This is a genomic window from Pseudomonas sp. B8(2017) (assembly GCF_002113575.1).
GTDB classification, from domain to species: Bacteria; Pseudomonadota; Gammaproteobacteria; order Pseudomonadales; family Pseudomonadaceae; genus Aquipseudomonas; species Aquipseudomonas putida_Z.
In genome coordinates this window covers 20,253-31,834 of the sequence record NZ_NEIO01000031.1, presented here as the reverse complement: position 1 = coordinate 31,834, position 11,582 = coordinate 20,253, and the positions used below count along the sequence as shown (strand labels likewise).

The window sequence follows — 11,582 nt, the reverse complement described above, 5'->3', positions numbered from 1 at the left end:
AGCGATAATCCACAGGCCAAGCTGTCGGCCGTGATCAACTAAACGGCAAGCTCAATGGCCAAAGCCATGATGAGTTACACCACTTCCCGGGACACGATCCTGTAGGAGCGGCCTTGTGTCGCGAAAGGGGTGCGAAGCGCCCCCAGGACTTCAGCTGCGCAGCACATATCGCCGGGGCCGCTTTGCGGCCCTTTCGCGACACAAGGCCGCTCCTACAGAGACCGCACATGCCTGAGGAAGTCGCGGTCCCTGTGGGAGCGGGTTTGCCCACGAAGAGGCCCGGTCAGACAAACGCCGCCAGCAAATCCTGTGCAAACGCCTGCTGTGCCTCGCCGCCCGGTGCTGACCTGGAGCATGGCTTACTGACGCTGCGCGGTTCTGTAGGAGCGGCCTTGTGTCGCGAAAGGGGTGCGAAGCGCCCCCAGGATTTCAGCTCTGCAGCTCATATTGGCGGGGCCGCTTTGCGGCCCTTTCGCGACACAAGGCCGCTCCCACAGAGACCGCACATGCCTTAGGAAGTCGCGGTCCCTGTGGGAGCGGGTTTACCCGCGAAGAGGCCGGGTCAGGCAAACGCCGCCAGCAAATCCTGTGCAAACGCTTGCTGTGCCTCGCCAACCGCCTGCGCCCGGTGCCTGGCCAGGGTAAACGGCACCACAAAGTCCAACCCCGGGTCCAGCGCCCACAACAACCCCTCAGCTTCCCAAGCTTGCGCGCAATGGCATGGCAGATAGCCAATATGCCGCCCCGACAGAATGAACGTCAGCACGCTCTCGATCTGCTCCGCCACCGCCATGCTGCGCTGGCTCTGGAACGGCTCGCCGCCCTTGAGAAACCGGTACGGATGGCGCACCTGGTCCATCGCCAGTAACCGCTCCCGCCCAACGCCAGCCTCACCGAACAGCACATGGCCCTTGCCGCAATACAGCCGTTGCCGCTCCTCGAACAGCGGCTGGTAATCAAAGGCTGCCTGGTTGCCGGAAAAGTAGCTGATGGCGTAATCCAGCCGCTGCTCCAGCAACAAGCGCTCCAGCTCTGCCGGTGGCGCACTGATCAGCTCCAGCTGCACCGCCTCCTCGCGCCTGCGAAACGCCGCAATGGCCGCCGCCAGCTTCAGGCTCACCGCCTTGTCCTGGTTCTCCGCCATGCCTATGCGCACGGTCCCCAGCAGCCGCCCGGCAACGCCATTGGCCTGCTGGCGAAACTGTTCGATGTTCAGCAGTAACCCTCGGGCGGCGTCCAGCAACAACGCGCCTTTTTCCGTCAGGTGAAAACCACCCTTGCCGCGGCTGCACAGGCGGTAGCCCAGCCGCGCTTCCAGCTGCGCCATGCGCTGGCTGATGGTGGGCTGGCTCAGGCCCAGCACGCCTTGCGCGGCACTGAAGCCACCGGCCTCGACTACAGTGACGAACAGCCGCAGCAGGTGCAGGTCGGGGTCGTGCACTTGTCCGAGCATTACATTGCCTCTGATGAATGTCAGCTTTGCAAACTTGCCATTCCTGCAATGTAACCCGGCTGGCATGCTCGCGGCATCCACCCATTTGCCGAGGTGTCCGCCATGCGTCGATCGTTGTGCCTGCTGTCCCTGGTCCTGGCCTTGCCCCTGCAGGCCGAAGAAAAGGTCGTCAACCTCTACAGCTGGGCCGACTATGTCGCCCCGCAAACCCTCCAGCGCTTCGAGCAGGAAACCGGCTACAAGGTGCGCTACGACACCTTCGACACCACCGAAGTGCTGGAAACCAAGCTGCTGACCGGTGGCAGCGGCTATGACGTGGTGGTGCCGTCGTCGGCCGTGCTGGCCCGGGCGCTCAAGGCCAACGCCCTGCAGCCGCTCGACCCCCAGGCCATGCCTGGCTATGCCAACCTCGACAAGGACCTGCTGGCCAAGCTCGCCGAGGCCGACCCCGGCAACCGCCATGCCGTGCCCTACACCTGGGGCACCCTGGGCCTGGGGGTGAATGTGGAGGCGGTGCGCCAACGCCTGGGGGATGTGCCGCTGGACAGCCTCGACCTGCTGTTCAAGCCCGAGTACGCCAGCCGGTTGAAGGACTGCGGCATCGCCATGCCCGACTCGCCCCAGGAGGTGATCGGCGTGGCCCTGAACTACCTGGGCAAGGACCCTTACAGCCAGGACAAGGACGACCTGGCCGCCGCGCAGAGCCTGCTGAGCCAGCTGCAGCCGTCGATCAGCTACGTCGCCAATGGCCGGCAGATCAGCGACCTGGCCAATGGCAGCGTGTGCCTGGCGCTGACCTACAACGGCGATGCGGCGATGGCCGCCGACCAGGCACGCCGCGCCGGCAAGCCGTTCGAGCTGATCTACCGCATCCCCCGCGAAGGCACGCTGGTATGGCAGGACAACCTGGTCATTCCCAAGGACGCCCCGCACCCCGAGGCCGCGCGGGCGTTCATCGCCTTCATGCTCAAGCCCGAGTCGGTCGCCGCGCTTACCAATACGCTGTTCTTCGCCAACGCCAACCAGGCGGCCACGCCGCTGGTGGACGAAGCGGTGCGCAACGACCCGGACATCTACCCGTCGGCAGCGGTGCGCCAGCGCCTGTATGCCGACCGCAGCATGGCCCTGGCCGACCTGCGCCAGCGCAACCGCCTGTGGACCGCGTTCCGCAGCCGCCAGTAACCGATAACGACAAAGGAGCCCGACCGTGGAGCAAGCCGCAAACAACGACCAGGCCATGACCCGCGACAGCCTGTATGGTACCGCTGCGGAAAGTACCTACGCCGGCATTACCAGTTTCTCTCGCCGCCGCTACAGCCGCGACCTGCGTGGCGTCGATGTGGTGGTCAGTGGTGTGCCGTTCGATACTGCCACCAGCAACCGCCCCGGTGCGCGCTTCGGCCCGCGGGCGATCCGCGCCGCTTCGGTGCAGCAGGCCTGGGCCCGGCACTGGCCGTGGGCGTTCGACCCGTTCGACCACCTGGCGGTGATCGACTATGGCGATTGCGCCTTCGACAGCGGCACCCCACAGTCGGTACCGGACAGCATCGAGGCCCATGCCACGCATATTCTGGAAGCAGGCTGCGCCATGCTCACCCTGGGTGGCGACCACTTCATCAGCTACCCGCTGCTCAAGGCCCATGCCCGCCGCCATGGCCCGCTGGCGCTGATCCACTTCGATGCGCACAGCGACACCTGGCCGGACGAGGAGGGCAAACGCATCGACCACGGCACCATGTTCTGGCATGCCGCCCGCGAAGGCCTGGTGGACCCGGCCAGCTCGGTGCAGATCGGCCTGCGCACCACCAATGATGACAGCCAGGGCTTTGCCATCCTCGACGCCCGCCAGGTGCACCGGCAGGGCACCGAGGCGGTGATCGCGGCGATTCGCCAGCGGGTGGGCGAGCGGCCGGTGTACCTGACCTTCGATATCGACTGCCTCGACCCGGCCTATGCGCCTGGTACCGGCACGCCGGTGTGCGGCGGGCTGAGCACGGTGCAGGCGCTGGAGATCATCGGCGGGCTGCGCGGTATCAACCTGGTGGGCATGGACCTGGTGGAGGTGGCGCCAGCCTATGACCATGCCGATATCACCGCGCTGGCCGGGGCGACCCTGGCGATGGAAATGCTGTGCCTGTATGCGGCGCGGCACAAGGTGGACAAGGGCCAGTAATTCGGCGTCCGTAGGGTCTTTGTGGGAGCGGCCTTGTGTCGCGAAAGGGCTGCGTAGCAGCCCCCAGGGCCCATACTGAAACATCAGGAATCATCTCCACCCGCATTCACACTTTTGCCGCGAACCCTTCGCGCCTTAGGCTATCAAACCCACCAGGCGCGGCATTTTCGTACAGGAGGTGAAGCATGACCCCGACCTTGCCCATCCTGGCCTTCGGCCTGGTGCTGTGCCTGCCCGCGCAAGCGGCCCACGAGCCGCCCTTGCAACTCGCCGCCGGCAACAACAACCCCTACAACAGCCCGATCCAGCGCGCCAACCCCAACAGCCGCCAAGGCAGCATGCCGGCCGCACCTCCCGTGCGCGGCCCGTCCACCGACCCGTACCAGCGCACGCCCACCCTGGACAACCGCGGCATCGGCAATGGCGACAACCTGCGCCGCCAGCAGCAAACCCCGAACCTGGAGCCCACCCGACCACCCCGCGGCAACCCGCGCGCGCCATGAGCGCCCTACGAAAGGAATCCTGCATGCTTCGAGCACCCTGGCTTGTCACCCTGACCGCCGCCGCACTTCTGCCCCTGCTGGCACAGGCGGCGGCCGAACAGCAGCTTCGCAGTGAAGAAGGCACCTTGACCGTCAGCACAGTGGCCGACGGCCTGCGCAACCCTTGGGCCCTGGCGTTCCTGCCGGGCGGCAAGGACATGCTGGTCACCGAGCGCGCCGGCAACTTGCGGGTGGTCAATGCCGAAGGCAAGGTCGGCCCGCCGATCAGTGGTGTGCCCAAGGTCTGGGCCGAGGGCCAGGGCGGCCTGCTGGATGTGGTGCTGTCGCCGGAGTTCGCCAAGGACCGCACCGTCTACCTGTCCTACGCCGAAGAGGGCAGTGACGGCAAGGCCGGTACGGCGGTCGGCCGTGGCCAGTTGTCCCAGGACCGCGCCCGGCTGGAAAACTTCAACGTCATCTTCCGCCAGCAGCCCAAGCTGTCGGAGGGCAACCACTTCGGCTCGCGCCTGGTGTTCGACCGCGACGGCTACCTGTTCATCGCCCTCGGCGAGAACAACCAGCGCCCGACCGCCCAGGACCTGGACAAGCTGCAAGGCAAGATCGTGCGTATCTTGCCGGACGGCGAAGTACCCAGGGACAACCCCTTCGTCGGCAAGGACAACGTGCGGCCGGAGATCTGGTCGTTCGGCCACCGCAACCAGCAAGGCGCCGCACTCAACCCGTGGACCGGCAAGCTGTGGACCCACGAGCACGGCCCGCGCGGCGGCGATGAGATCAACATTCCCGAGCCTGGCAAGAACTATGGCTGGCCGATTGCGACCCACGGCATCAACTATTCGCTGCTGCCGATTCCCGAGGCCAAGGGCAAGCAGGTGCAGGGCATGGTCGACCCGCACCATGTATGGGAGAAGTCGCCGGGCATCAGCGGCATGGCGTTCTACGACAGCCCTACGTTCAAGGCCTGGGACCACAACCTGTTCATTGGCGCGCTGGCCACCCAGGAGCTGATCCGCCTGCAACTGGATGGCGACAAGGTGGTGCATGAAGAGCGTTTGCTGGGTGAGCTGAAGGCGCGTATCCGCGATGTGCGGGTGGGGCCGGATGGCTACCTGTATGTGCTGACCGATGACAAGGACGGCGCGTTGCTGAAAGTTGGATTGGGAGACAGCTGAGCTAAAGTCACATGCACCGGCCTCATCGCCGGCAAGCCAGCTCCCACAGGGATAGCGCATGGCTTGGGGCCAATGCGGTCGAGGTGGGAGCTGGCTTGCCGGCGATGAGGCCGGTGCAGATAATGCCGCATGGCTATCGATCCCCATTCCCTCTACCAGCAGGCCCTGACCACTCAGGGCTATGTCGCCGACCCCGCCCAGGCCCGCGCCGTCGAGGCCTTGCAGGCTTGTTTCCAGGCCGTCGAACAGGGCCGCCCCACTCAGGGTATCTACCTCTGGGGCCCGGTCGGCCGCGGCAAGACCTGGCTGATGGACCAGTTCCACCACTGCCTGCGGGTACCCAGCCGGCGCCAGCACTTCCACCACTTCATGGCCTGGGTCCACCAGCGCCTGTTCCAGCTCAACGGCACCGCCGACCCGCTGCTGGCGCTGGCCGGGGAGCTGGCAGGGCAGATACGCGTGCTGTGCTTCGACGAGCTGTTCGTCAACGACATCGGTGACGCGATCATCCTCGGCCGCCTGTTCCAGGTACTGTTCGACCAAGGCGTTGTTATCGTCGCCACCTCCAACCAGCCACCCGAGCAGCTCTACCGCGACGGCTTCAACCGCGAGCGTTTCCTGCCGGCCATCGCCGCCATCCAGCGGCACATGCAGGTACTGCCGGTAGCCGGCGAGCAGGACCACCGCCTGCACCCCGGCGCCGAGCGCCAGCGTTACTGGGTGGCGCAAGCGGGGCAGGCCAGCCAGCTGGGCGAGGTGTTCCGCCAGCTCAGCCCCGGCGACGCAGGCCACGATCAGCCCTTGGCGATCGGCTCCCGGCAGGTGCAGGTGGTGCGGCGCAGCGCGCAGGCCATCTGGTGCCGCTTCACCGACCTGTGCGAACAGCCGCTGGCGGCCATGGAGTTCATGGCCCTGTGCGACCGGTTCCCGGCCATCCTGGTGTCGGGCATTCCGGCGCTGGGGGGTGAACAGCGGGCCGGGCGCATTGCCCGGGGCACCGAGGATGCTGCGGCGCGGGTGGTGGCGGGCGACCGCGAGCTGCCAGCGCTGTCGCCCAAGGACGACGCAGTGCGCCGCTTCATTGCCCTGGTCGACGAATGCTACGACCGCCGGGTGGCGTTGTACCTGGAGGCACAGGTGCCGCTGGATGCCCTCTACACTCAAGGGTATCTGGCGTTCCCGTACCAACGGACCCTGAGCCGGCTACGGGAGATGCAACTGCAACGCTTCGCCTGAAAAGGAGCCGAACCATGGAGCCGCTGTCGCATCATCTGCTGACCCAGGCCTACAACAATGGCTGGGCCAACCACCGTCTGTACAAGGCCTGCCTGCAACTGACCCAGGACGAATTCGTCGCCCCGCGCTGCAGCTTTTTCCCGTCGATCAAGGCCACCCTCAACCACCTGCTGACGGTGGACTGGTTCTACCTGCACATGCTCGAGTGCGAGCAGCGTGGCGAGCAGCCCGACGCCGACGGCGAGCGCTTCTTCGACCCCGAACAGCCGTTTGCCACCTGCACCGACCTGCATGCCGAACAGGCCCAGGCCGATCACCGGCTGATCGCCTATTGCCGGGGCCTGCGCGATGGTGAGCTGGGGCGCTATGTGAGCATCGTGCGCCCCGAGCGGGTACAGCGCGAGCAACGGCTGCGGCTGCTGGCGCACCTGTTCGAGCACCAGGTGCATCACCGTGGGCAGGTGCATGCGATGCTCAGTGACACGGCAGTGAGGCCGCCGCAGCTGGATGAGTTTTTCTGCGAGGAAGAGGCGGGGTTACGTGCGGCGGACTTTGCCGAGCTGGGCTGGACCGAGGAGCAGGTCTGGAAAGTGTAGGGGGCTGCTTTGCAGCCCTTCGCGGGCTCGCCCGCTCCCACGGGTAGTGCACAGCTTCCCAAACCTGTGCAGTACCTGTGGGAGCGGGCGAGCCCGCGAAGGGCCGCAAAGCGGCCCCTCGACTATTGGCTCACTTGCCCAGCCACTCCACCAGCGTACGGTTGAACCGCACCGGCTCCTCGATCTGCGGCGCATGCCCCATGCCTTCAAAGGTAATCAGCTCACCCTTGGGAATCAGCTTGGTCACCTGCGGCCCCAGCACTGCATACTTGCCCAGCTTCGCTTTCACCTCCGGCGGCGCGATATCACTGCCGATGGCTGTGGTGTCCTGGTCACCGATCAGCAGCAGGGTGGGCATCTGCAGGTCCTTGAACTCGTGGTACACCGGCTGGGTGAAGATCATGTCGTAGATCAGCGCCGAGTTCCACGCCACCGCTTCATGCCCCGGCCCCTTGTTCAGGCCCACCAGCATCTGCACCCAGCGCTCGTACTCCGGCTTCCAGCGCCCGGCGTAGTAGGTCTTGCGCTCATATTCGCGCACGCCTTCGGCATCCAGCTTGAGCTCGCGCGCATACCACTGGTCCACCGTGCGGTAGGGCACGCTCAGGGCTTTCCAGTCTTCCAGCCCGATGGGGTTGACCATCGCCAGGCGCTCCACCTGCTGCGGGTACATCAGCGCATAGCGGGTGGCGAGCATGCCGCCGGTGGAGTGGCCGAGCACGATGCTTTGCTTCACCCCCAGCTGTTCGAGCAGGGCATGGGTGTTGCTCGCCAGCTGCTGGAAGCTGTACTGGTAATGCGCCGGCTTGCTGGAGCTGCAGAAGCCGACCTGGTCGGGGGCGATGACCCGGTAGCCAGCCTTGCTCAGGGCGTCGATGGTGGTTTCCCAGGTGGCGGCGCAGAAGTTCTTGCCATGCATCAGCACCACGCTGTGGCCGTTGGCCTGGCCCTGGGCGGGTACGTCCATGTAGCCCATCTGCAGGGCCTGGCCCTGGGACTTGAAGTCGAAATGCTTGAGCGGATGCGGGTAGTTGAAGCCCTCCAGCTGGGGGCCATAGGTGGGCGATTCGGCGGCGATGGCCGAACTGCCGACGAGGCAGGCCAGGGCCAGGGCGGTTGCGCGCAGCATGGGGGCACTCCGTGTAGGGCCATGTAGGAAGGGGCGACTGTAGCAGCCAGTGGACCACGCGGAACGTGAAAGGTGTTACCAGGCGTGAAACCAGCCCAGGGTAATCATCGCCAGCACCCCATAGCGGCCGGCCTTGGCCAGAGTCACCAGCAGCAGGAAGCGCCAGAACGGCTCACGCATGATGCCCGCGATCAGCGTCAGCGGGTCGCCGATCACCGGCATCCAGCTGAGCAGCAGCGACCATTGCCCCCAGCGCTGGTAGCGCTGTTGCGCGCGTTCCAGCTGGGCAGGGCTGAACGGGAACCAGCGCTTGTCACGGAGGTGCTCGATGGCCCGGCCCAGCACCCAGTTGACCACCGAGCCCAGCACATTGCCCAGGGTCGCCACCAGCAGCAGGGTGGCCCAGGCCTCGGGCTGGCGCAGCAAAAGGCCGACCAGCACGGCCTCCGATTGCAGCGGTAGCAGGGTAGCGGCGCCGAAGGCGCTGAGGAACAGCGCCCACAGGCTGAGCATCAGTAGTTGGCGACCACGGTGTCCTTGCCGTCCTGGGTCACGCCGATGACCTGGTAGGCATCCTTGTGGTCACCCATTTCCATGCCGGGCGAGCCCATGGGCATGCCCGGCACGGCCAGGCCCTTGAGGTCGTTGCGCTTGGCCAGCAGGCGCACCTGCTCGGCCGGCACGTGGCCTTCGACGAACTTGCCATCGATCACCCCGGTATGGCACGACGCCAGGCGTGGCGCCACGCCCAGACGTTGCTTCACCTCGCTCATGTTCGGCTCGACATGGTCGTTGACGGTGAAGCCGTTGTCGCGCAGGTGGCTGATCCAGGCCTTACAGCAGCCACAGTTGGGGTCGCGGTAGACGTCGATGGTCTCGGCAGCCTGGGCCAGGCCGGTGATGGCCAGCAGGCCCAGGGGCAGCAGGTGTTTACGCAGCTTCATGAAGCACTCCTTCAAAAACGTGGGCGGATACCGGCGACCAGGCCTGTGCCTTGCACGCGCCCGGTGTCGTTACGGCCCCAGGGGCGGTCCGATATCCAGCGGTTGGCCAGCAGCATAGCCTAAGCGGCTTTCAGACGCAGCGCGGCCTGTTGCTGTTCGCCAGCGTTGTCAGGCAGCCAGTCTACCTGCCAGGTAGTGGTTCCGGATGCCGGCCTGTCATCACGCTGGCTAACGTGCGGCACACCTATCTGAGAGCCTGCTGGATCATGACCCTACCACTGGACTGCCTGTTGTACTCCAAGACCAATCTGATCGGCATCGGACCAAACCTGTCCGAAGAGGAACGCCAGGACGTGCAAACGTTGCTGGACCATGCCGATGAGTTCGCAAGCCGCTTCCTCGACCGGGACGAGCTATGGAAAAGCTGGTTCGACCGCTTCCGCAATCGCCTGGAGAAACATGGCTGCGTAAGGACGGCCGCCCTGGAGTTGCCGCCCCAGGTCATCAGGGACCATGACGATTTCGATACCAGGCTCGAGCCCATCGGCACAGGCAGCACACCAACGCTGTTGGCCCAACTGGCGCGCGCATCCATGCAGGAACTGCGTATCAGTGCTCACGCCAGCAAGTTCCTGAAGTCGGGTTGGCAGAACGACGTCGCCTCATCGTTTCTGATAACACCCTGCCAGAAGGACGAGGAAGGCCAGATCCATCTGGCGGTCTACTCGTTTCGCTTCAATGCCACGGTGGAAATACGCGACTTCGGATTCTGGAGCGAGGCCCAGCGTGACATCGTCGTGTGGAACACCGGCACTGTTTACCGTTTTGACCTGGAACGTTTCGCCGCTTTTCGTCAGCAGATTCGTAAGGAATTGGGCGATCGGCGGCTTGGCGCCATTACCAGGATTGAATTCTAGCCACCTCGCTCAAGCTGGCAGGTCACGCATCAGCAGGCCGTATGCCAATGGCACCTGCTCGGGAACAGGAAGGTAGATGGTGTGGCCATCGCCAGGGGCGACCTGCAGCGGTTGCTGCTCGCCATTGCTCATGTGCTCGAGATCGAAGTGGTAGTTGCCGCGTGGGGTCATCAGTTCCAGATGGTCGCCCACGGCGAAGCGGTTCTTCACCTTGACCTCGGCCAGGCCGTCGACGCGCAGCCCGGTCAGCTCGCCAACGAACTGCTGGCGCTCGGACACCGAGTTGCCGCGCTGGTAGTTCTGGTACTCGTCGTGCACGTGGCGGCGCAGGAAGCCTTCGGTATAACCGCGCTGGGCCAGGGATTCGAGGTTGTCCATCAGGGAGCGGTCGAATGGCCGCCCGGCCACCGCGTCGTCGATCGCCTGGCGGTACGACTGCACGGCGCGGGCGCAGTAGAAGTGCGACTTGGTGCGGCCTTCGATCTTCAGCGAGTGCACGCCCATGGCGGCCAGGCGCCCGACATGCTGGATGGCGCGCAGGTCCTTGGCATTCATGATGTAGGTGCCGTGCTCGTCTTCGAACGCCGGCATTTCGGTGCCGGGGCGGTTGCTTTCCTGCAGCAGGAATACCTGCTCGGTCGGTCTACCCAGGCCCAGCGTCGGCTGCACTTCGCGCACGATGTCGCCGGTGGCGTTCTCGGTGGCCGGGGTGGCGTCGTACTTCCAGCGGCAAGCATTGGTGCAGCTGCCCTGGTTGGCATCGCGCTTGTTGAGGTAGCCCGACAGCAGGCAACGGCCGGAGTAGGCCATGCACAGGGCACCGTGGACGAACACCTCCAGCTCCATTTCCGGCACCTGCTGGCGGATTTCCTCGATCTCTTCGAGCGACAGCTCGCGCGACAGGATCACCCGGCTCAGGCCCAGTTGCTGCCAGAACTGCACGCTGGCCCAGTTGACCGTGTTGGCCTGCACCGACAGGTGCACCGGCATCTGCGGGAAGTGCTGGCGTACCAGCATGATCAGGCCTGGGTCGGACATGATCAGCGCGTCCGGTGCCATCTCGATCACCGGCGCCAGGTCCTTGAGGAAGGTCTTGAGCTTGGCATTGTGCGGGGCAATGTTGACCACCACGTAGAAGCGCTTGCCCAGGGCATGCGCCTCCTGGATGCCCAGGGCCAGATTGGCATGGTCGAACTCGTTGTTGCGCACCCGCAAGCTGTAGCGTGGCTGGCCGGCGTAGACCGCGTCGGCGCCATAGGCGAAGGCGTAGCGCATGGTCTTGAGGGTGCCGGCGGGGGCCAGCAGTTCGGGCTTGGCGATAGGGGTCATGTGCGCACCGGAGCAAAAGGTGCGGATGCTAGGGTTGGCAGATACGGCCCGTATTGATTTGCATCAAGGGAATGGCGGCACTTTTGCCAAGGTGCGGCGCACTAATAACGCATAAGCCATGCGAGGACCC

General features: G+C 65.3%; 12 protein-coding genes. 7 read left to right on the top strand and 5 right to left on the bottom strand.

Annotated elements, in window-relative coordinates; all coding sequences use genetic code 11:
* Positions 1-562: 562 nt before the first annotated feature.
* Complete coding sequence (locus CAG22_RS25850) at positions 563-1,453, bottom strand: LysR family transcriptional regulator (RefSeq protein ID WP_085593240.1); 891 nt, start codon at positions 1,451-1,453, stop codon at positions 563-565.
* A 102-nt stretch (positions 1,454-1,555) separates the two neighbouring features.
* Here CAG22_RS25850 and CAG22_RS25845 point away from each other — a divergent pair, with 102 nt between their 5' ends.
* The 6 genes from CAG22_RS25845 to CAG22_RS25820 all read left to right on the top strand — a co-directional run bounded on the left by CAG22_RS25845 (position 1,556) and on the right by CAG22_RS25820 (position 7,133).
* Positions 1,556-2,635 (top strand): extracellular solute-binding protein, encoded by a 1,080-nt coding sequence (locus tag CAG22_RS25845; protein WP_085693009.1) that lies wholly within the window; start codon positions 1,556-1,558, stop codon positions 2,633-2,635.
* Positions 2,636-2,660: 25 nt separating this feature from the next.
* Entirely contained in the window at positions 2,661-3,626 is a 966-nt protein-coding gene (gene speB, locus CAG22_RS25840; RefSeq protein WP_085593236.1) for an agmatinase, read from the top strand.
* 185 nt (positions 3,627-3,811) lie between these two features.
* Positions 3,812-4,129, top strand: a complete 318-nt coding sequence (locus CAG22_RS25835) for a hypothetical protein (protein WP_085706445.1) — start codon at positions 3,812-3,814, stop codon at positions 4,127-4,129.
* 23 nt (positions 4,130-4,152) lie between these two features.
* Positions 4,153-5,301, top strand: coding sequence for a PQQ-dependent sugar dehydrogenase (locus CAG22_RS25830; RefSeq protein ID WP_085706444.1), 1,149 nt, complete (start codon positions 4,153-4,155; stop codon positions 5,299-5,301).
* Positions 5,302-5,430: 129 nt separating this feature from the next.
* Positions 5,431-6,537, top strand: coding sequence for a cell division protein ZapE (gene zapE, locus CAG22_RS25825; protein ID WP_085693007.1), 1,107 nt, complete (start codon positions 5,431-5,433; stop codon positions 6,535-6,537).
* A gap of 14 nt (positions 6,538-6,551) precedes the next feature.
* A complete protein-coding gene (locus CAG22_RS25820) occupies positions 6,552-7,133 on the top strand; it encodes a DinB family protein (RefSeq protein ID WP_013971816.1) in 582 nt (193 codons plus the stop codon).
* Between the two features lie 130 nt (positions 7,134-7,263).
* On the opposite strand, the gene CAG22_RS25815 is transcribed toward CAG22_RS25820, so the two are convergent.
* The 3 genes from CAG22_RS25815 to CAG22_RS25805 all read right to left on the bottom strand — a co-directional run bounded on the left by CAG22_RS25815 (position 7,264) and on the right by CAG22_RS25805 (position 9,206).
* Positions 7,264-8,262 carry an alpha/beta fold hydrolase gene (locus CAG22_RS25815; RefSeq protein WP_085706443.1) on the bottom strand — a complete coding sequence of 333 codons (999 nt, stop codon included), beginning with the start codon at positions 8,260-8,262 and terminating at the stop codon, positions 7,264-7,266.
* A 75-nt stretch (positions 8,263-8,337) separates the two neighbouring features.
* Positions 8,338-8,775: a YqaA family protein gene (locus tag CAG22_RS25810; protein WP_013971818.1), complete on the bottom strand. Its 438-nt coding sequence runs from the start codon at positions 8,773-8,775 to the stop codon at positions 8,338-8,340.
* On the bottom strand, positions 8,775-9,206 hold the full coding sequence (locus tag CAG22_RS25805) for a DUF411 domain-containing protein (RefSeq protein ID WP_039614165.1): 432 nt from the start codon (positions 9,204-9,206) through the stop codon (positions 8,775-8,777). The genes CAG22_RS25810 and CAG22_RS25805 overlap by 1 nt, the downstream gene beginning before the upstream one ends.
* 266 nt (positions 9,207-9,472) lie before the next feature.
* On the opposite strand from CAG22_RS25805, the gene CAG22_RS25800 reads away from it, so the two are divergent.
* Positions 9,473-10,123: a hypothetical protein gene (locus tag CAG22_RS25800; RefSeq protein WP_085706442.1), complete on the top strand. Its 651-nt coding sequence runs from the start codon at positions 9,473-9,475 to the stop codon at positions 10,121-10,123.
* Between the two features lie 9 nt (positions 10,124-10,132).
* On the opposite strand, the gene yegQ is transcribed toward CAG22_RS25800, so the two are convergent.
* A complete protein-coding gene (gene yegQ / locus CAG22_RS25795) occupies positions 10,133-11,452 on the bottom strand; it encodes a tRNA 5-hydroxyuridine modification protein YegQ (RefSeq protein WP_085706441.1) in 1,320 nt (439 codons plus the stop codon).
* Between the last annotated feature and the right edge of the window lie 130 nt (positions 11,453-11,582).

Coding starts and splice junctions, on each gene's coding strand:
- CAG22_RS25850 (WP_085593240.1), bottom strand. CDS start 1,453: ATGCTCGGACAAGTGCACGACCCCGACCTGCACCTGCTGCGGCTGTTC.
- CAG22_RS25845 (WP_085693009.1), top strand. CDS start 1,556: ATGCGTCGATCGTTGTGCCTGCTGTCCCTGGTCCTGGCCTTGCCCCTG.
- CAG22_RS25835 (WP_085706445.1), top strand. CDS start 3,812: ATGACCCCGACCTTGCCCATCCTGGCCTTCGGCCTGGTGCTGTGCCTG.
- CAG22_RS25830 (WP_085706444.1), top strand. CDS start 4,153: ATGCTTCGAGCACCCTGGCTTGTCACCCTGACCGCCGCCGCACTTCTG.
- zapE (WP_085693007.1), top strand. CDS start 5,431: ATGGCTATCGATCCCCATTCCCTCTACCAGCAGGCCCTGACCACTCAG.
- CAG22_RS25820 (WP_013971816.1), top strand. CDS start 6,552: ATGGAGCCGCTGTCGCATCATCTGCTGACCCAGGCCTACAACAATGGC.
- CAG22_RS25815 (WP_085706443.1), bottom strand. CDS start 8,262: ATGCTGCGCGCAACCGCCCTGGCCCTGGCCTGCCTCGTCGGCAGTTCG.
- CAG22_RS25810 (WP_013971818.1), bottom strand. CDS start 8,775: ATGCTCAGCCTGTGGGCGCTGTTCCTCAGCGCCTTCGGCGCCGCTACC.
- CAG22_RS25805 (WP_039614165.1), bottom strand. CDS start 9,206: ATGAAGCTGCGTAAACACCTGCTGCCCCTGGGCCTGCTGGCCATCACC.
- CAG22_RS25800 (WP_085706442.1), top strand. CDS start 9,473: ATGACCCTACCACTGGACTGCCTGTTGTACTCCAAGACCAATCTGATC.
- yegQ (WP_085706441.1), bottom strand. CDS start 11,452: ATGACCCCTATCGCCAAGCCCGAACTGCTGGCCCCCGCCGGCACCCTC.